17 protein-coding genes are annotated in these 18,157 nt (G+C 67.6%); 5 read left to right on the top strand and 12 right to left on the bottom strand.

All coding sequences use genetic code 11. The annotated features are described in order from the left end of the window. Window positions 1-71 precede the first annotated feature (71 nt). Window positions 72-884, top strand: coding sequence for an SAM-dependent methyltransferase (locus DMB37_RS37615; protein WP_135236781.1), 813 nt, complete (start codon window positions 72-74; stop codon window positions 882-884). Window positions 885-1,009: 125 nt separating this feature from the next. Here the strand turns inward: DMB37_RS37615 and DMB37_RS37610 are convergent, their stop codons facing one another. From DMB37_RS37610 to DMB37_RS37585, 6 genes are read right to left on the bottom strand one after another with little or no spacing between them, the layout of a single operon-like run. After that, window positions 1,010-2,239: a cytochrome P450 gene (locus DMB37_RS37610; RefSeq protein ID WP_135236780.1), complete on the bottom strand. Its 1,230-nt coding sequence runs from the start codon at window positions 2,237-2,239 to the stop codon at window positions 1,010-1,012. Window positions 2,240-2,249: 10 nt separating this feature from the next. Then, a complete protein-coding gene (locus DMB37_RS37605) occupies window positions 2,250-3,491 on the bottom strand; it encodes a cytochrome P450 (protein ID WP_135236779.1) in 1,242 nt (413 codons plus the stop codon). Next, window positions 3,488-4,093 (bottom strand): ATP/GTP-binding protein, encoded by a 606-nt coding sequence (locus DMB37_RS37600; protein ID WP_107656088.1) that lies wholly within the window; start codon window positions 4,091-4,093, stop codon window positions 3,488-3,490. The genes DMB37_RS37605 and DMB37_RS37600 overlap by 4 nt, the downstream gene beginning before the upstream one ends. Further along, complete coding sequence (locus DMB37_RS37595; RefSeq protein WP_135236778.1) at window positions 4,068-4,421, bottom strand: DUF742 domain-containing protein; 354 nt, start codon at window positions 4,419-4,421, stop codon at window positions 4,068-4,070. The genes DMB37_RS37600 and DMB37_RS37595 overlap by 26 nt, the downstream gene beginning before the upstream one ends. After that, complete coding sequence (locus DMB37_RS37590) at window positions 4,418-4,843, bottom strand: roadblock/LC7 domain-containing protein (protein WP_135236777.1); 426 nt, start codon at window positions 4,841-4,843, stop codon at window positions 4,418-4,420. Before DMB37_RS37590 ends, DMB37_RS37595 begins: the two co-directional genes overlap by 4 nt. Beyond that, complete coding sequence (locus tag DMB37_RS37585; RefSeq protein ID WP_370465273.1) at window positions 4,843-6,234, bottom strand: sensor histidine kinase; 1,392 nt, start codon at window positions 6,232-6,234, stop codon at window positions 4,843-4,845. The genes DMB37_RS37590 and DMB37_RS37585 overlap by 1 nt, the downstream gene beginning before the upstream one ends. Before the next feature lie 678 nt (window positions 6,235-6,912). On the opposite strand from DMB37_RS37585, the gene DMB37_RS37580 reads away from it, so the two are divergent. Further along, window positions 6,913-7,344: an SRPBCC family protein gene (locus DMB37_RS37580; protein ID WP_135236775.1), complete on the top strand. Its 432-nt coding sequence runs from the start codon at window positions 6,913-6,915 to the stop codon at window positions 7,342-7,344. A 28-nt stretch (window positions 7,345-7,372) separates the two neighbouring features. Here DMB37_RS37580 and DMB37_RS37575 read toward each other — a convergent pair whose 3' ends face one another. Beyond that, entirely contained in the window at window positions 7,373-8,287 is a 915-nt protein-coding gene (locus DMB37_RS37575; RefSeq protein ID WP_135236774.1) for a LysR family transcriptional regulator, read from the bottom strand. A 143-nt stretch (window positions 8,288-8,430) separates the two neighbouring features. Here DMB37_RS37575 and DMB37_RS37570 point away from each other — a divergent pair, with 143 nt between their 5' ends. Genes DMB37_RS37570 through DMB37_RS37560 form a run of 3 tightly spaced genes read left to right on the top strand, consistent with a single transcriptional unit; the run spans window position 8,431 to window position 11,959 of the window. Further along, window positions 8,431-9,537 carry a tartrate dehydrogenase gene (locus tag DMB37_RS37570; RefSeq protein WP_135236773.1) on the top strand — a complete coding sequence of 369 codons (1,107 nt, stop codon included), beginning with the start codon at window positions 8,431-8,433 and terminating at the stop codon, window positions 9,535-9,537. Continuing rightward, complete coding sequence (locus DMB37_RS37565; RefSeq protein WP_135236772.1) at window positions 9,534-10,832, top strand: 2-hydroxycarboxylate transporter family protein; 1,299 nt, start codon at window positions 9,534-9,536, stop codon at window positions 10,830-10,832. The genes DMB37_RS37570 and DMB37_RS37565 overlap by 4 nt, the downstream gene beginning before the upstream one ends. Continuing rightward, window positions 10,829-11,959, top strand: a complete 1,131-nt coding sequence (locus DMB37_RS37560; protein WP_135236771.1) for a glycerate kinase — start codon at window positions 10,829-10,831, stop codon at window positions 11,957-11,959. Before DMB37_RS37565 ends, DMB37_RS37560 begins: the two co-directional genes overlap by 4 nt. Window positions 11,960-11,996: 37 nt before the next feature. Here the strand turns inward: DMB37_RS37560 and DMB37_RS37555 are convergent, their stop codons facing one another. The 5 genes from DMB37_RS37555 to gcl all read right to left on the bottom strand — a co-directional run bounded on the left by DMB37_RS37555 (window position 11,997) and on the right by gcl (window position 18,155). After that, complete coding sequence (locus tag DMB37_RS37555) at window positions 11,997-12,743, bottom strand: class I SAM-dependent methyltransferase (RefSeq protein ID WP_135236770.1); 747 nt, start codon at window positions 12,741-12,743, stop codon at window positions 11,997-11,999. An 89-nt stretch (window positions 12,744-12,832) separates the two neighbouring features. Continuing rightward, entirely contained in the window at window positions 12,833-13,861 is a 1,029-nt protein-coding gene (gene alc, locus DMB37_RS37550) for an allantoicase (protein ID WP_135236769.1), read from the bottom strand. Further along, window positions 13,854-15,179, bottom strand: coding sequence for an allantoinase AllB (allB, locus tag DMB37_RS37545; protein ID WP_135236768.1), 1,326 nt, complete (start codon window positions 15,177-15,179; stop codon window positions 13,854-13,856). The genes alc and allB overlap by 8 nt, the downstream gene beginning before the upstream one ends. Further along, the gene (locus tag DMB37_RS37540) at window positions 15,172-16,353 is read right to left on the bottom strand and encodes a glycerate kinase (RefSeq protein WP_135236767.1); all 1,182 of its coding nucleotides are present in this window, start codon (window positions 16,351-16,353) and stop codon (window positions 15,172-15,174) included. The genes allB and DMB37_RS37540 overlap by 8 nt, the downstream gene beginning before the upstream one ends. Next, the gene (gcl, locus tag DMB37_RS37535; RefSeq protein ID WP_135236766.1) at window positions 16,350-18,155 is read right to left on the bottom strand and encodes a glyoxylate carboligase; all 1,806 of its coding nucleotides are present in this window, start codon (window positions 18,153-18,155) and stop codon (window positions 16,350-16,352) included. Before gcl ends, DMB37_RS37540 begins: the two co-directional genes overlap by 4 nt. Window positions 18,156-18,157 lie beyond the last annotated feature (2 nt).

Here is an 18,157-nt window from a genome sequence, read left to right as displayed (position 1 = left end):
GAAGCCCTTACCCCGCCGCACCCGGACTCCTACGATGAGACCGACAACAGCATCGGACAAGGGGGCACGACATGACCGACCTGACGCACGTGATCGACCAATCCAAGCCGAGCATCGCCCGGGTATACGACTACCTGCTCGACGGCAAGGACAACTTCGCCGTCGACCGCGCGATCGGCGACCACTTCAAGAACAACCTGCCCGGCTCAGTGGCCATCGCCTTCACCAACCGGCATGCCCTGGTCCGCGCCGTCCGCGACATCGCCCGCGACGGCGTGCGGCAGTTCATCGACCTGGGTAGCGGCCTGCCCACCGCGGACAACGTGCACCAGGTCGCGCACCGCTACGCACCCGACGCCAAAGTCGTCTACGTCGACAACGATCCCATCGTCCTGGCGCACGGCCGCGCCCTGCTCGCCACCGACGCCGACACCACCGTCTTCCAGGCCGACCTACGCGCCCCGCAGTCCATCCGGGAGCACAGCGAAGTCGGCCACATGATCGATTTCGACCAGCCGGTCGCCGTCATCTTCAGCGCCATCCTGCACCACCTCAACGACGACGAGGACCCGGCCGCCGTGGTGCGCTACTGGTCCGAGCAGCTGGTGCCGGGCAGTCTGGTCTACATCTCGCACTTTCGTTCGGGCGGCAACCGGGAGACGGCCGTCGCCGAGGAGAAACTCCAGTCGACCTTCGGGCGCGGCCGCTGGCGGACCGACCAGGAAATCGCGGCCCTGTTCGGTGACCTGGAAATCCTCGAACCCGGCATCGTGCCCTGCGCGAGCTGGCGACCGGATCTGGCACCGGTCGACGAGGCGGCACCGGACCGTGCGCTGTCGGTCTGGGAGCAACTGATCGTCACCGGCTTGGCGCGCAAAGCCTAGGCCATGCGTCGAAGGCCGGACGGCGGCGCCGGACGGGACTTCGACACCGGCTTGACCACCCCGGAAATACGCGAGGGATGCCGCGATTACGGCATCCCTCCCTCGAATAACGTTGCGCCGCTCGACTACTCCCCAGGCTGCAAGATCACCGGCAGCTTGCCGTGACCGTTCGAGATGAAGCTCGCCACGGCGCCCAGCTCGGCCGGCTCCGCCGCCAACCGCATGTTCGGGAACCGCTCGAAGAGCGCGGGCAGCGCGATCGCGGCCTCCAGCCGGGCCAGCGGCGCACCGAGGCAGTGATGCACGCCGTGCCCGAAAGCCAAGTGGTCCTTGGTCGCCCGGGTCACGTCGAACTCGTCGGCGGTCTCCCCGTGCACCTTCGGATCCCGGTTGGCCGCCGCGTAGGCGGGCAGGATCGGATCACCCTTCGCGATCCGCACCCCCTCGATCTCGATGTCGTCCACCGCGAACCGCAGCGGCAGATGTGCGACCGGCGCCTCGAAACGCAGCGACTCCTCGATCAGATCCGACCAGCCGACCTTGCCCTCGAGCACCGTCGCCCGCTGCTGCGGCCGGGTGATGATCGCGTAGATCGACTGGTCGAGCAGGTTGACCGTGGTCTCGTGGCCCGCGCTGATCACCAGCAGCAGCGTGTCGATGAGTTCCTGCTCGGTGAGCTGCGAGCCGTCGTCCTCGTCGCGATGCGAGACCAGCAGGCTGGTCATGTCGTCGCTCGGGTTCTCCCGCCGATAGGCCACCAGCTCGGCGAGGATGCGATACATCTCCATGTAGTTGGCCTGCGACTGCTCCGGAGTCAGCGAGGTGTCGAAAATCCCGTCGACGCATGTGCGCAGGCCCGGGTTCAGCGACTCCGGCACCCCCATCAGCTCGGAGATGACCTCGATCGGCACCGGATACGCGAAACCCTCGCGCAGATCCACCACTTCACCCGCGGGCACCGCCGCCAGCTCGGCGATCAGCCGCTGCACGATCCGGGTGATCCGCGGCCGCATCGCCTCGGTGCGCCGGTGCGTGAACGCCGGCGCCACCAGCTTGCGCAGCCGCCGGTGATCGGCGCCGTAGGCGGTGAACATGTTGTTCACCGCCACCCAGAGGAACAGCGGCCAGTCCTGCGGCACTTCACCTTTGGCGAAGGCAGGCCAGTGCTGCCTGGCGTCTTTGGACACTTTCGGATCGACGAGCAGCCGCTTGAGCAGGTCGGCGTCGGTGATCGACCACGCGCGCACGCCGCCGGGCAGCTCCACCAGGGTCGCCGGGCCACGCTCACGCAACCGGGCGGCCTCGCCCTGGATGTCGGTGCCGGTCGGGTCCAGGACTAGCGGCTCGGTGTCCATCGGGGTCCTCCTAAAACACGTTCAACGGTGGTGACCTAGGGAAGACTACCGGGAGCGAGACCAGCGCTCGATGGAAAGGTCCTGGCCGCCAAGACAATTCATCTGCGGGAACGGCAAGGTCCAACTCGGGCAGTGCGTCGAGGAGTTGATCGATGGCGTCCTGCACGATCAGGTAGGCCATCGACCTGGCGGGACACGAGTGCGGCCCGACGCTCCAGGCCAGATGCGAGCGGTTGTCGACGTACTCGCCGACGCTGATGGACGGATCGTTGTTGCAGCCCGTCATGCTGATCACCACCGGTCGATGCGCGGGCAGCCACACGCCGTCGATCAAGATCGGCTGCCGCGGGTAGGACACGCAGTAGTTCGCCATCGGCGGGTCGGTGAACAGCACCTCGTCCAGTGCGTCGCGGGTCGAAAGACTGCCGCCGAGTACGTTTCCCGCGAACCGGTCGTCGGTGAGCATGAGCAGCAGCGTGTTCACGATCAGGTTCTGCTGTGGCTCGATGCCCGCCCCGTACAACGTGACCAGCTGGTGGATCATCTCCACGTCGTCGAGCCTGGCGGGGTGCGCGAGTAGTCGCGAGGTGATGTCGTCGCCCGGCTCCTTGCGCTTCGTGGTGACCAGTTCGAACAGCGCGTCGGTGAGCATCGCATTGCCCTTGTCCGCGTTCACGCCCTCGAAGATCGCGGCCATCCCGGTCGCGACCTGCTGGCCGATGTCCGGCGGGCAACCGAGCGTGGCGTTGAGCACCGCGAAGGTGAGCGGAAATGCGTACTGGCTGATCAGGTCCGCGGCACCGTCCGCACAGAACGCGTTGATCAGCGGGATCGCGATCCGCTCGACGGTGGCGTGCAGGCTGTGCAGGTCGACCTCGGCGATGGCGGCCACGTTGGCCTGCCGGTAGCGCTCGTGTTCCAGGCCCGCGCTGCGCAGCGCGTTCGGCCGCCACTCCAGCATCGGCAGAATGGGGCACTCACCGGCCACACCCTTCTGCCAGGTGCGCGGGTCGGCCGGAAAATGCTCGGGATCGTTGAGGATGCTCAACGCGGTGTGATAGCCGATCACCAGCGTGGCGGGTACGTCGGGCGAGAGGTTCACCGGCACCAGCGAGCCGTACTGGCGGCGCATCTCGCGGTAGGCGCGGTGCGGGTCGGCGGCGAACTCTTCCGAGTACAGCGAAACACGGGGACCATCGGTGTCGATCGGTGATCCGTGCTGGACCGGGCAAGAACGCGAAGGCGTGGTCAAAGACGTGACTCCTGACGATAGAACAGGAATTCGACGAGCGTGATCAAGGACCGTAAGCAGGTGCCTCGGTCACGCGCGTCCAGCGAAGTGAGCGGGGTGTCGGGCGTCAAGTCCAGCGCGTCGCGGACCTCGCCGAGCGGAAAGTGCTTGGCACCTTCGAACTGGTTGACCGCCACCGAATACGGGACCCCGCGCTCCTCGAGCACCGAGAGCACCTCGTCGGACTTCTCGATGCGCCTGGTGTCGACCAGCACCAGTGCGCCGAGCGCACCCCGGGCCAGCTCTTCCCACAGCGGCACGAACCGCTGCTGGCCCGGGGTGCCGAATAGGTAGAGCGCGAGTTGCGGGTTCAGCGTGATGCGCCCGAAGTCCATCGCGACGGTGGTCTGGGATTTACCGGGCAGGCCCATCATGTCGTCGACGCCGACGCTGGCCTCGGTGATCGTCTCCTCGGTGCGCAGCGGCTCGATCTCCGAGACGCTGCTCACGAAGGTGGTCTTGCCGACCCCGAAATTGCCTGCCACCAACAGTTTTACGGAACGGGTAACGGTCTCCGGCACATAGTCGACTGGACGATCAGACGGCGAGAGCACGGAGCCCATTAAGTACCTCCTCGAGCAGAGCGATCTCCGGCAGGTGTTCCGCCGGGGTAGGTGTGACCAGGTGTCCGCCGTCCATCAGATCGGCCGCGACGATCTTCACTACGGACGGCGGCAGGTCGAGGTACGCGGCGATCTCGGCGATCGATAGCGTGCCCCGGCGGCTACAGAGATTCATGACCCGGCGTGCATCGGGCGCGACACCGGGTGACGGGTCCTTTGCGGTACGGACCAATGTGACCAGGTCCAACTCGCGGGTGGGACGCGTGCGTCCCCCGGTGCGCACGTATGCCCGAACCAAATCGGGATCACGCCGGGACCGTGGTGTCATGGCAATTCGCCACCATCAACACGCCTGCGCGGCTGGCTCCCCAGCTCGTGCCCGACCCGGCCCGCGAGTTCGTTCATCCGGTGCGCGATCAGTGCCACGTCGATCTCCGGGGTGGTCGCCACGCCGAGGAGCGCGCCGTCACCGGCGGCGGTGATCAGGATCATGCCCTGGTCGTACTCGGTCATGTTCTGCCGCACACCGTTGTCGCCCTCGCCGCAGAACTCCCCGAGGGCCTTGCCCAGTGACCGCAGGCCCGACGCGGCGGCGGAGAAGCGCTCCGCCTGGTCGCGCTCGATGCCGGCCGAGTGCGCGATCCGTAACCCGTCTTCGGATAGCAGTACTGCGAATCTGACGCCCGGGACATTGAGGTCTTCGAGTAGCCAGCCCAGCTTGTTGCTGCTGTCGGTCACGGGTGTGGCCATCAGGATGTCATCCCTTCCGTGTGATCGGAGTTGTCGGACTGATCGGTGGCGGCTGCGCGGCCGCTCTTGGAACCGGTGTGCCAGGCCGCGGCTACGTCGGGGCGGGCCAGGCCGGGTTCGGTGCGCGGCCCGACCGGGGCGAGCGCGACCGTCCGGCGGCGCCGCTTCGGTAAGCCGCCGCTGGTGATCTCGTGCACGGCGAATGGCTCACTCTCACTGGGCTCTTCGCTCTGCGGTGCGCTGTGCGCGGGGCTCGCGTGGACCGCAGCGGGGACGGGTTCGGCGGGGACCTCTACCTCACGCGCGGGCGTGACCTCCTGGCCGGGCTGCGGGGTCATCAGCAGGGCCTCGGGGATGTAGACCATCGCCCGCATGCCGCCGTAGACGTTCGGTCCGTCGATGTAGACGGTGAAGCCGTAGCGACGTGCCAGTGCGGCGATACCCGGGAAGCCGACCTTCGGCGCGGGGCCGAGCTGGTGGATGTCGACCGAGCGCTCGTGCGCGAGCACCTGCCTGGCCTCCTCCATCTGCTCGGCGTTCATCCGCACGCCCGCGTCGTCGATGATCACGGTGACGCCGTGGTGCCCCTCCTGGAAGCTGACATCCACGAAAGACGTTGGCGGGGAATACCGCAGCGCGTTGTCGAGCAGCGTGGCCAGCGTGTGCACGAGCGGTTCCACCGCACGGCTGATGACCACCCGGTCGAGCTGGCCGGGGCGCACCCGCAGGTAGTCGCGGACGCGGCCGACCGCGCCGCCGACGACGTCGGTGAGCGACTGGGCGGGCCAGCGCCTGCCGGGCAGGCCACCGCAGACGATCACGTAGGACTGCGCCTGCCGGATCATCTGCTGCACGGTGTGGTCGATGCGCGTGAGGGTTTCGTACACCTCGTCCTTGCGGTGCTCGCGCAGCGCGGCGCTGACCACCTGGCTGACGTCGGCGCCGAGACTGACCACCGACGTGCCGAACGAGCGCACGGCCGCACTGGTCGCCTGTCTGGCCGCGTTGGACACCTCGGTGCGCACCGCCTCCTCGGCGGACTTGATCGCCTGCTGCGCCTCGTGGTTCGCGTGTTCCCTGGTCTCGGACCGCAGCAGGCTCAGGTCGTCGGCGTACCGCTCGGCGATCCACCGCAACACCTGCGCGATGCGCGAGTTCTCCAGGCCCGGCGGCACTTCGACCGTAGGGGCTGGGCTGTCGAAACGTCTGATCGACTCCGCTACCGATGGCATCGTGGTCGTCGCGAAGCGTTCGACGGCTTCTTCGGCGGCTCGTTGCTCTCTACTGAGTGCTTCGGCTCTGGTTCGCTGCTGTTTGGCGTAATGCACTGCGTACAACGCCACCGCTGTCACCACTACGAGAGCGGCGGCGAGGACCCATGAAAGCACCACGGCGATATCTTGATTCATCAGTTCTTTCGTCGTCGATTGGCGCCGAGGAATCGACTGTCGGTCATGGTGGTTCGTCCCGCCTTCCTCGCGACGCCGACCAGCACACCCTGGTCGGATCTGGTCCACGTCGGAGGACCGGCAACCGCCGAACAACAGATTGTGTCCGAACAGTTACCAGAACCCGACGGACCGACATTAGCAGCAATGCAACTAGTTCTCGCCAGATCCGGTCACATGATTGCGTTTGCAGACAACAGATGACGGGCGCCGCGCCATGCGGAATAATGCTGCGCCACTGGCGATCACGGCCGCTAGCCACGCGTTGACCAGCGACGTTTCCGAAGTCGCGGCAATGGACACATCATCCGATCTATCAATGGTGCCGCATATCACGTGCGCGGCGTCAACCACGCCTATCGACATGCCGTCCGGAAACGCCTGACAGAACAGGGCATTCGGTTTACTTCCGCTCGGAAGTTTGCTGGCCCGTCCAGTTTGTTCTGCGCCCGCGGCACCCGAGTCGTCCGCCGCGCCCCCACCCCGAAGATTGCCCACATGTCGCCGGACCGCCTTCGAAGGTTCCGCACACGGTACGCCAGCAGATGTCTGCAGGTGCGCAGACCGTCGTTCGCCCGCATCAAACTACGCCGAACCCCGGGTACCGGATACTATGCGGCCATGGCAAAGCTGAAGGTCTCCGTGGATGTGCCGATCTCGCCCGAGGAGGCGTGGTCGCACACGTCCAACCTGGCCGATCTCGACAAGTGGCTGACGATGCACGAGGCCTGGCGCAGCGAGGTGCCCGAGCAGCTGACCGTCGGTACCCAACTGGTCGGTGTCGCCTCGGTCAAGGGACTCCGGAATCGGGTGACCTGGACGGTCAAGGCGGCTGAACCGCCGCGCCGGCTGCTGCTCACCGGGGCGGGCAAGGGCGGCACCAAACTCGGTCTCGAACTGCTGGTGGCGCCGAAGGGCGACGGCTCGGAGGTGACCGTCGACATCGAGCTCGGCGGCAAGCCGCTGTTCGGGCCGATCGGTGCGGGGGTGGCACGGGCGGTGAAGGGCGATATCGAGCGGTCGCTGGACAAGTTCGTGGCGCTGTACGCCTGAACAAGGCTGCGCCACAGGAGCGCTTCAACTACCGCGCCGCACCGGTGATCCGACGGCCGAGCCCGGCCTTCAAATGATCGATGACAGCCCGGGTTCGGCGTGGCAGCGGTGCGGCTGCGGCGTAGAGCGCGGAGATGTCGGCGCTGGGCGTCTGGATCTCCGGTAGCACCTGGACCAGCGAACCATCGCGCAGCAGCGGCTCGACGTGCCAGAGCGAGCGCATCACCAGTCCGCGCCCCTCCAGGCACCACCGGGTGATCACGTCACCGTCGTTGCTGATCAGATTGCCCGCCACGCGGACCGCGAGTTCCTTTCCACCGCTGTCGAACCGCCACAGCGCGTAGTCGGATTCGTTCTCGCGCAGGATGATGCAGTTGTGCTGCTCGAGCTCGTCGAGCGTCGCCGGTGATCCGTTGCGCCGCAGGTACTCCGGGGATGCGCAGAGCACCCGGCGATTCACCCAGAGGCGGGTCGCGGTCAATCGCGAATCCGGCAGCACGCCGACCCGGATGTCGATGTCGAAGCCGGTGCCCGCGATATTGAGCGGCAACGCCGACAGTTCCAGATCCACCTGCACCTGGGGATTGCGCTCGACGAAATCCGCGAGCAGCGCCGAGATGTGCGCCCGCCCCAGGCCGATCGTCGACCGGACGTGCACCCGCCCGCGCAGTTCGTGCCGTTGCTCGGCGATCGAGTCCTCCAACTCCTCGAGCTGGGCGGCGATCACCGACGCCCCGGCGGCGTAGCGCTCCCCCTCCGGCGTCAGCGTCAGCCTGCGCGTGCTGCGCTGCACCAGCAGCACACCGAGCCTCGCCTCCATCTGCGCGAGCCGTTTGCTGACCGACGACACCGAGACGCCGAATTCGCGCGCCGCCTCGGTCAGGCTGCGGGAGCGGGCGACGATGTCGAAAAAGGTGACGTCGTCGGTGGACGCGCCGGGCACGGTGACCTCCTCGTCTTTTCCATTCCGGAAACAGTCTCTTTCGCGTTCCGCGCTTTTGCCGCGGAATGTCCGAGCCTACCGTTGTGACCGACCCCGAGACAACGAAAACAGGGGCGTTATCAAGGAGATCGGAGCACGCGACGATGGGTGCAACTCACCGAATTGCGGTCATTCCAGGCGACGGTATCGGCAAGGAAGTCGTGCCGCAGGGAGTCCGGGTATTGGAGGCGGCCGCCGCGGCATTCGACTTCACCCTGGATTTCACCGAATTCGATTTCGCGAGCGCGGAATACTACGTGGCGACCGGGAAAATGCTGCCGGACCGCTGGTTCGACGAACTGGCCGGTTTCGATGCCATCTTCTTCGGCGCCGTCGGCTGGCCCGAGGTGGTGCCGGACCACATCTCGCTGTGGGGCAGCCTGCTGCAGTTCCGGCGGCATTTCGACCAGTACGTCAGCCTGCGGCCGGTCCGGCTGCTGCGCGGTATCACCAGCCCCCTGGCCGGTCGGCAGGCCGGCGAGGTCGATTTCTATGTGGTCCGGGAGAACACCGAGGGCGAGTACTCGAGCATCGGCGGCAAGATCTTCGAGGGCACCGATCGGGAAACGGTGTTGCAGGAGACCGTGATGACCAGGACCGGCGTCGACCGAATACTGAAGTACGCCTTCGAACTAGCGCGCCGCCGGCCGAAGCGGCACCTCACCTCGGCCACCAAGAGCAATGGCATCTCCATCACCATGCCCTATTGGGACGAACGCGTCGCGGCGATGGCGGTGGACTACCCCGACATCGAGGTCGACAAGTATCACATCGATATTTTGACGGCCAATTTCGTGCTGCACCCGGACTGGTTCGACGTGGTCGTCGCGAGCAATCTGTTCGGCGATATTCTGTCCGATCTCGGCCCGGCCTGCACCGGCACCATCGGTATCGCCCCGAGCGGAAACATCAACCCCGAGCGCCTGTTTCCCAGCCTCTTCGAACCCGTGCACGGCTCGGCCCCCGACATTGCCGGACAGGGCATCGCCAATCCGATCGGCCAGATCTGGAGCGGGGCGATGATGCTCGAGCACCTCGGCGAGCAGGACGCCGCCGACGCCGTGCTGGCGGCGATCGAAACAGTGCTCTCCCGCGGCGAGTCGGCGTTGACGCCGGACATGGGCGGATCGCAGACGACGGAATCCGTTGGCGGACAGGTACGTGCGCAGCTCGAGTCCGCGACGTCGATGGCGCCCGTGAGCCGGTCATGAGTCTTGAAGCACGGCCGGCGCGGTCGTTCGCGCTGCCCACCCTCGACGGCATGCCGCTGATCGTCCCGGTCATCCTGACCGCAGGCGTCCTCGCCGCCGGGCTCTTCGACGCCATACCCGAGAACATGATCGGCGGTCTCGCCGTGATCGTCGGCCTCGGCATGCTGCTCGGCCCGCTGGGCAACCGGCTGCCGGTCATCTCCAAAATCGGTGGCGGCGCGCTCATCTGCTTGATGACGCCCTCGGTGCTGGTGTACTTCGGCGCGTTCAACGAGAACACCCTGGCGGCGGTGAACTCGTTGATGAAGGAGGCCAACTTCCTCTACTTCGTCATCTGCACCTTGGTCGTCGGCAGCATCCTCGGGATGAGCCGGAAGGTGATGGTCGGCGGGTTGATCCGTATCTTCGTGCCGCTCGTCCTCGGTACGGCCGCGGCGGTCTCGGTGGGCATCGGCGTCGCCATGGCCTTCGGCTACAGCTTTCACCGAGCGCTGTTCTACATCGTGGTGCCGATCATCGGGGGCGGTATCGGCGAAGGTGTCATCCCGCTCTCCTCCGCCTACGCGTCGGCGTTGGGCGGATCACCGGGAAGTTATGTCGCCGAACTCATTCCAGCCGCGATCATCGGCAATATCGCTGCGGTCATCACCGCCGGGTTGCTGCGCAGACTCGGTGATCGCCGCCCGCAACTCGACGGTGGCGGTCAATTGGTGAAGGTGCCCACCGATCCCCTTGCCGCCCCGCCGATCCCGCAGCCCGACTTCCCCACCCGTAACCACGCGCTCGGCGTGCTGCTCATCTGCGGTCTGTTCGTCCTGGCCACGCTGCTGGAAGAGATCGTGCATCTCCCGGCGCCGGTGCTGGTGATCGTCATGTCGGTGCTCTGCAAGCTGTTCAATGTCTTCCCGGCCGCCGTCGAGGACAGTGTGCGCGGCATATACACCGTCATCTCGCGATACTTCATCTACCCGACCATGATCGGTCTCGGCATGCTGTATCTGCCGTTGAAGAACATCATGGGTGTGCTGTCGGTGGGGTACGTCGCCGCCTGCGTCGCCGTGGTACTTGCGATGGCGGCCACCGGCTTCTGGGTCGGGCGCGCGATCGGCATGTATCCGGTCGACGCCTCCTTGGTCACGGTGTGCCACAGCGGTCTCGGCGGAACCGGTGATGTGGCAATCCTCTCGGCCTCGAACCGGATGAATCTGATGCCGTTCGCGCAGATCTCGACGCGCATCGGCGGGGTGACCACGGTGATCTCGGCGGCGACGTTGATCAGGGTGCTCGACGCATGAGGGTCTTGGTCGCGCCCGACAAGTTCAAGGGGAGCCTGACCGCCGCGGCGGTCGCGCGATCGCTGGCCGAGGGGCTGGCCGGGGCCGGCGTCGACAGCACGCGGCTCCCGCTCGCCGACGGTGGTGACGGCAGTGTCGATGCCGCCGTCGCGGCCGGGTTCTCGCCTAAGGCGTGCACCGTCGCCGATGCCGTGGGTACACCGCGCCGTGCCACCATGGCAGTCCGTGGCGACACGGTGATCGTCGAGGTCGCCGACACCTGCGGGCTGGCCACGCTGCCCGGCGGGCGGATGCGACCTCTGGACGCATCGAGTCTCGGCTTCGGACAGGCGATTCGGCAAGCGCTGCGACTGTCGCCGCGCCGCGTGGTGCTGGCGCTCGGCGGCAGCGCCGGCACCGACGGCGGCATGGGATTACTGACCGCCTTCGGATTTCGGTTCATCGATCAGACCGGGCGGATCTTGCCGCCCGGTGGACGGGCGCTGCTCGACATCGCCTCGATCGATACCTCGGCCGCGGTGCGCCTGCCGGCGGTCGACCTCGTCCTCGCTTCTGACGTCACCAACCCGTTGACCGGGCCCGAAGGTGCTGCCGCCGTGTACGGTCCGCAGAAAGGGGCTGACCCGGCGGAGGTGCGGCTGCTCGACCATGGCCTGAACCACATGGTGGAAGCGCTGGCCCGCAACGGGTTTCCCAGAGCCCCGCGCTTTGCTGCGGCACCGGGTGCAGGCAGCGCGGGCGGGATCGGCTTCGCCGCCATGCTGCTCGGCGCCCGGACGACCTCCGGGGCCGAGTTCTTCCTCGACCTACTCGACTTCGATCGCCATTGCGCCCGGGCGGATCTGGTCGTCACCGGTGAGGGCAGCTTCGATGCGCAGTCCGAGCACGGAAAACTGCCCGCAGCCGTAGCACGGCGCGCCAAGCCGGTACCCGTCATCGCCGTCGCGGGGCGCAGCGAAGTACCTCGAAGCCGTTGGGGCCGAACAGGTTTCGCCGATGTCTACGCACTCCGCGACTACACCGATCGAGACACCGCCCGCGATCCCGCGTTGACGGCCGAGCTGCTCGTCCGGATCGGCCGCGAGATCGGGCACTCCCGCCTGCTGGAATCGGCCGGCGTTCGATGAGCCCCGCCGCCCCTCGAGCGCACTGGCGTGTGACCTCTCAACCCGGCAGGTCCGCGATGACGAGCCGGTACCCCAGATCCAGGTGCGACCGTTCGAGGAGGTCGGCGTAGCGGGTCTGCCATGCGCCGGTCTCCAGATCTTCGCTCAATCGCGACAACCCTTGTTGCAGCATCGGTTTCGGCGTGAGCGTCAGCATCGACATCCCCGCCTGCACCGTCTCGTCGAGATAAGCCTCAGGCCTGCGCCAATAGGCACCCCCGAACCCGTCAACGCAATCGTGCGGCACGGGAACCACGTGCACCTCGGGGTTCTCCAGCAATCCCGTGAGCCGCCCCAGCGACACCGCAAGCCTCGCGTCCGTCACCGCGGCCGCAGGCAGATAGTCCCGAACCAGCCAGAACTCCCGGAACACCGCGTGATCCCAAGTCAGAATCGCGATCCGCCGCCGCGCAACCCGAACCATCTCGGCAACCCCCCGCTCGAGATCGCCCCAGTGATGAATAGTCAGCACCGCCAACGCCGCATCCACCGACCCACTACGCACCGGCAGGTATTCGGCAACCGCCCGAACCGCAGGAGCCGCCCCCACCGGCCGCTGCGCAATCATCACCTGACTCGGCTCTACGGCAAGCACCGTCCGGCCCGGCTCGTAAGAACCGGTCCCCGCACCGACATTCACCACCGACGCCATGCCCTCCAGCGCCACCCCGATCGCTCCGGCAATCCGCGGATCAGGCCGCCGAGTCAGCGCATACGTCCGCCCCGTCGCGTCATAGACGCTCATAGTGCCCAGCCACCGAGGCGCATGATCGGACAGTACCGCGCGTGCCGGACCACCGACCGCCCCTGATATCAGGGGCGGTCGGTGCGAATTCAGTTCCCGTTCGACAACCAGCGCGCGTTCAGGTCACGTTCGGCCGCGGCGGTGAGCGCACCGAGCACGCGCAACCGGGCTATGCCACCGTCCGGATAGATGTCTACGCGGACATGCGTGGCCGGCCTGGTGGAGGGCGCGAGCCGGAACCGATGCGGGGTGTCGGGTTGCAGGGTGGTCCGCGGCAGCAACTCGAACCAAGCGGGGTCATCGGTGGACGGCAGGGGCTCCGGGCCTTGGTGATCGATACCCAGGATGCGGGTTTCCCCGGGTGCGTTGAACAGCAGGTTGGTGGTGTCGAGTTCGATCAGCGCCGGCACGCCCTGGGCCGCGAGTTCGATGACGGCCCAGTCGTTTCCGTTGTCGCGGCGGCGCGCGGTCTCCCACCCTTCGGCCTGGTTGCGGGCCAGGCCGGGCGAGAGCATGTTGTCGGGGGCGGAGTAGAACATGTTGGAGCAGGCCACGGTGCGGGCGCCGTTTTCGAGGGCGGCGAGGTCGACGGTGAGGCCGGTGAGCAGGGTCGGGTCCGGGACCACCTCGCCGTGCACGCGCAGCCGCGCGACGCCGCCGTCCGGGTAGATGTTCAGGCGGACGTGGGTGAAGATGCGGTCGTCGGCAACGGGGAGTTCGTGTTTCGCGTCACCGCCCAGTGCGCTGCGCGGCACGATCTCCACCCACTCGGCCGAATCCAGTTGGGACGGTGACGGATAGCCGGGAGCACGGCAGGCCTCAACAGAGGTGAACGGCGGGTAGTTGCCCTTGAACCAGGCGGTGTCGACCACGACGCCACGGATCACACCGGGCATACCGAGCCGGATGATGGCCCAGTCGTGGCCCGGCCCGCGATGGCGGCGCGTCTCCCAGCCGTCGTACTCCTGGCCTTTCGGCCCGAAGGTGTGCTCGGCGAAGCGCGGTTCCCAAGGGTTGATCAGGTTTTCCCGCTCCTCGAACGACTCGTCGCTCGCGGCGACCACCCCGGCGCGGTGCGTGCGCAGCGCCAGGTCGGGCAGGTTGGTGAAGTCAGACATGGTTCCCTATCCGGTTGTGGTGCAAGGAGATCAGGTTGCCCGCGGGCGGGTGGCCGTTGCCGACGACGCGGCCGCGCAGCCAGGTGGCGTGCACGAGCCCGCGCAGTTCCCGGCCGCCGTAGGGCGTGATCGGATTCTTGTGCGCCAGCGCGCCCGGATCGACGGTGATCGGCGCCCACGGATCGAACGCGACCAAGTCGGCGTCGCACCCGATCGCGATCCGCCCCTTGTGCGACAACCCGGCCAGCTCGGCGGGTGCGGCGGCCATCCAGCGGACCACATCGGTCAGCCGGAAGCCGCGCTCGGCGGCGGCCGTCCACACGGCGGGCAACCCGATCTGCAGCGACGAGATGCCGCCCCAGGCGGTCGCGAAGTCACCTTCCTTCAGCTCGGGCGTGCACGGCGAATGATCGGAGACCACACAGGACAGCACTCCGTCGGCCAAGCCCTGCCACAGCGCGTCCTGGTTGCCCGCGTCACGGATCGGCGGGCAGCACTTGAACGCGGTGGACGACGCCTCGGCCGCCGACAGCGTCAGATAGTGCGGGCAGGTCTCCGCGGTGATCCGCACCCCACGTGACTGCGCCGCAACCAACGGTTCGAGGCAGGCCGCCGCCGAAACATGCAGGATGTGCGCGCGCACGCCGGTCGCTTCGGCCAGCGCGATAACCTCCTGCACCGCAGCCTTTTCCGCCGCCCCCGGGCGCGAGTCCAGGAACGCGCGGTACGACCCGTCGACCGGATCGTGCAGTCGCACCGGATCTTCGGCGTGCACGACCAGCAGTCCGTCGAACGCCGCGAGCTCCCGCATCACCTGCTCGACCTCACTGAGCCCCAGCGGCGGGAATTCATCCACCCCGGACGGTGACAGGAAGCATTTGAAGCCGACCACGCCCGCCTCGTGCAACGGCCGCAACGACGTCAGGTTGCCGGGAATCGCACCGCCCCAGAACGCGACATCCACATGACACTGCCCCGCCGCAACAGACCGCTTGGTCGCCAAATGCGGCACGGTGACCGTCGGCGGCAGCGAGTTCAACGGCATGTCCACGATCGTGGTCACCCCGCCCGCCGCGGCGGCCTTGGTGGCCGTGGCGAAACCCTCCCACTCGGTCCGCCCCGGCTCGTTGACGTGCACGTGCGAGTCCACCAGACCCGGCAACACGACGAGATCCGCGAGGTCGGTGGTCGCCGCCGCCGGCAGCACCGCGTCGTAGTCCGCCAGGGCCACGATTTTGCCGTCCCGCACGGCAATCGAGGCCGCGCGGATCCCCTCCGGCAGCGCGACCCGCCGGGATCGGATGACCAGATCATGCATGAGCGCTCGCTCCCAGCCAGGCCCCGGCGATCTCACCGGCCAGCCGTTCCAACAGTGGTCCCGCGTTCGCCATGCAGACCTCCGGGTCGGGTTCGAGGTCGGTCAGCGCGTACGCCTGCGCGATGTGGGCGCGGCGCAGCTGCTCGCCGGTGAGCGAGCGCTGGCCGGCCACCGCGACGACCGGCACGGTGGCGCCTGCCGCGGCTCGCGCGACCCCGACCGGCGCTTTGCCGTGCAGGGTCTGCGGATCGAGGGACCCCTCACCGGTGATCACCAGCCGGGCCCCCGCGATCTGCTCGGTGAACGACATCAGCTCCAGAATGAGCTCGATGCCCGGCCGCACCGTCGCCCCGAGGAAGGCGAGCGCGGCGTAACCGACCCCGCCCGCGGCACCGGCGCCCGGCCGGTCCGCGACGTCGGCGCCGAGATCGCGTTCGACGATCGAGGCCAAACGTGCCAGGCCCCACTCCAATTCGTCGATGTCGCTGCTCCGCGCGCCCTTCTGCGGGCTGTAGATGTGCGCGGCGCCGCGCGGCCCGAGCAGCGGATTGTCCACGTCGGACGCGACGATCACCGGCACCTGCAGCATGTCACTGGCATCGATGCGCGCCAACCTGCTCAGCGCCGCACCGCCCGGCGGCAGCTCGCGACCGTGGTCGTCGAGGAAGCGCACGCCCAGGGCCGACATCATGCCGACTCCCCCGTCGGTGCACGCGCTGCCGCCGAGACCGAGCACGACCCGGCGAGCGCCGCGGGTGGCGGCCGCGCGGATCAGCTCGCCGGTGCCGTAACTCGTTGCCGTCATAGCGGTTTGGAAGGTCGGCCGAATAGGCAGCCGACGCAGGCCGGACGCTTCCGCCAGCTCGATCACGGCCGCCTCGCCCCTCATCGCGAACGAAGCAGCCACCGGCAATCCCAGCGGTCCGGCGACGCTCGTCTGAAAGCGGACGAAGCCCGACTCCACGACGGCGTCGACCGTACCGTCGCCCCCGTCTGCCACCGGCATGCTGACGACGGGGAGGTCCGGGCGGACCCGGCGGAGTCCGGTGACGATGTGCGCGGCGACCTGAGGCGCGGTCAGCGACCCCTTGAACTTGTCGGGGGCGACGACGCAATGGCCATCGCGCCACCCGCCGCGCACATCTTTCGAGCGGGGCGCGTCCGGCCCGCTCACCTGCCGCCTCCGACCGGTTCCGGCTCCGGTTCGATGGCGACGGTGGCAGTGGGCGCGTCCGCGGCGGACTGCGCCAGTTCCTCGAATTCGACGATGTTGTCGATCTCCAAGCCCATCGACACATTGGTGACGCGTTCGAGGATGCATTCGACGACCACCGGGACCCGGTGTTCGACGATCATCTTCTTGGCATCTTCCAGCGCCTGGCCGATCCGGTCCGGTTCGAAGACCCGAATGGCCTTGCAGCCCAGCCCTTCCGCGACCTTGACGTGATCGACGCCGTAGCCGCCGACCTCGGGGCTGTTGATGTTGTCGAAGTCGAGCTGAACGTAGTAGTCCATGGAGAAGTTGCGCTGCGCCTGGCGGATCAACCCCAGGTACGAGTTGTTCACCAGCACATGGATATACGGGATGTTGAACTGGGCGCCGACGGCCAATTCCTCGATGAGGAACTGGAAGTCGTAGTCACCCGACAACGCCACCACCGTCGAATCCGGATCCGCGGTCGCGACACCGAGGGCGGCGGGCAGCGTCCAGCCCAGCGGTCCGGCCTGCCCCGCATTGATCCAGTGCCGCGGCTTGTACACGTGCAGCAGCTGCGACGCCTGGATCTGCGAGAGCCCGATGGTGCTGACGTAGCGGACCTCCGGCCCGAACGCCCGGTTCATCTCCTCGTAGACCCGCTGCGGCTTGATCGGCACGTTGTCGAAGTGGGTCTTGCGCTGGCCGAGCTGCTTTCGCGCCCGGACCTGCCCCGCCCAGTCGCTGCGGTCGGGCAGTTCGCCGGCCGTCGCGAGCTCGCGGGCGACCTCGATGAATACTTTCAGCGCCGCACCGGCATCGGAGGTGATGCCGAAGTCCGGGGCGAAGACCCGGCCGATCTGGGTCGGCTCGATGTCGACGTGTACGAAAGTGCGGTCCTTGGTGTAGGTCTCGACGCCGCCGGTGTGCCGGTTGGCCCACCGGTTGCCGATACCCAGCACGAAATCCGACTCGAGCATGGTGGCATTGCCGTACCGATGCGAGGTCTGCAAGCCGACCATGCCCGCGTGCAACGCGTGGTCGTCGGGGATCGTGCCCCAGCCCATCAAGGTCGGCACCACGGGAACACCGGTCAGCTCGGCGAATTCGACGAGCAGTTCGGCGGCGTCGGCATTCACGATGCCGCCACCGGCCACCAGCAGCGGCCGCTGGGCCGCGTTCAGCATGGCGATGGCCTTCTCCGCCTGCGCCCGGGTCGCCGCGGGCCGATGCACCACGAGCGGCTCGTAGGTGTCGATGTCGAACTCGATCTCGGCGAGCTGCACATCGATCGGCAGGTCGATCAGCACCGGGCCCGGCCTGCCCTCCCGCATCAGCTGAAAGGCCTTCTGGAAACTACCGGGGACCTGCGCGGGCTCCAATACCGTGACCGCCCACTTGGCGACCGGCGCGGCGATCGAGGCGATGTCGACGGCCTGGAAGTCCTCCTTGTGCAGTTTCGCGACCGGCGCCTGACCGGTGATACACAGGATCGGGATGGAATCGGCGCTGGCCGAGTACAACCCGGTGATCATGTCGGTGCCCGCGGGCCCCGAGGTGCCGATGCAGACGCCGATGTTGCCCGCCGTGGCGCGGGTATAGCCCTCGGCCATGTGCGACGCCGCTTCGACGTGCCGCGCGAGCACGTGCTTGATGCCGCCGTGCGCGCGCATCGCGCTGTAGAAGGGGTTGATCGCCGCGCCGGGCAGCCCGAACGCCTGTGTCGCGCCTTCTTTTTCGAGGATCAGGACCGCGGCGTCGACGGTACGCATCCGTGCCATGG

Origin of the sequence: Nocardia sp. CS682 (assembly GCF_004634405.1) — a bacterium.
Lineage (GTDB): Bacteria > Actinomycetota > Actinomycetes > Mycobacteriales > Mycobacteriaceae > Nocardia > Nocardia ninae.
Note: the sequence above shows the minus strand (reverse complement) of the source record. Positions and strands in the feature narration are given on the sequence as shown.

Excerpts from the sequence above, each read along its gene's own strand:
- DMB37_RS37615 (WP_135236781.1), top strand. The coding sequence starts at position 72 with ATGACCGACCTGACGCACGTGATCGACCAATCCAAGCCGAGCATCGCC.
- DMB37_RS37610 (WP_135236780.1), bottom strand. The coding sequence starts at position 2,239 with ATGGACACCGAGCCGCTAGTCCTGGACCCGACCGGCACCGACATCCAG.
- DMB37_RS37600 (WP_107656088.1), bottom strand. The coding sequence starts at position 4,093 with ATGGGCTCCGTGCTCTCGCCGTCTGATCGTCCAGTCGACTATGTGCCG.
- DMB37_RS37595 (WP_135236778.1), bottom strand. The coding sequence starts at position 4,421 with ATGACACCACGGTCCCGGCGTGATCCCGATTTGGTTCGGGCATACGTG.
- DMB37_RS37590 (WP_135236777.1), bottom strand. The coding sequence starts at position 4,843 with ATGGCCACACCCGTGACCGACAGCAGCAACAAGCTGGGCTGGCTACTC.
- DMB37_RS37580 (WP_135236775.1), top strand. The coding sequence starts at position 6,913 with ATGGCAAAGCTGAAGGTCTCCGTGGATGTGCCGATCTCGCCCGAGGAG.
- DMB37_RS37570 (WP_135236773.1), top strand. The coding sequence starts at position 8,431 with ATGGGTGCAACTCACCGAATTGCGGTCATTCCAGGCGACGGTATCGGC.
- DMB37_RS37565 (WP_135236772.1), top strand. The coding sequence starts at position 9,534 with ATGAGTCTTGAAGCACGGCCGGCGCGGTCGTTCGCGCTGCCCACCCTC.
- DMB37_RS37560 (WP_135236771.1), top strand. The coding sequence starts at position 10,829 with ATGAGGGTCTTGGTCGCGCCCGACAAGTTCAAGGGGAGCCTGACCGCC.
- DMB37_RS37555 (WP_135236770.1), bottom strand. The coding sequence starts at position 12,743 with ATGAGCGTCTATGACGCGACGGGGCGGACGTATGCGCTGACTCGGCGG.
- alc (WP_135236769.1), bottom strand. The coding sequence starts at position 13,861 with ATGTCTGACTTCACCAACCTGCCCGACCTGGCGCTGCGCACGCACCGC.
- allB (WP_135236768.1), bottom strand. The coding sequence starts at position 15,179 with ATGCATGATCTGGTCATCCGATCCCGGCGGGTCGCGCTGCCGGAGGGG.
- gcl (WP_135236766.1), bottom strand. The coding sequence starts at position 18,155 with ATGGCACGGATGCGTACCGTCGACGCCGCGGTCCTGATCCTCGAAAAA.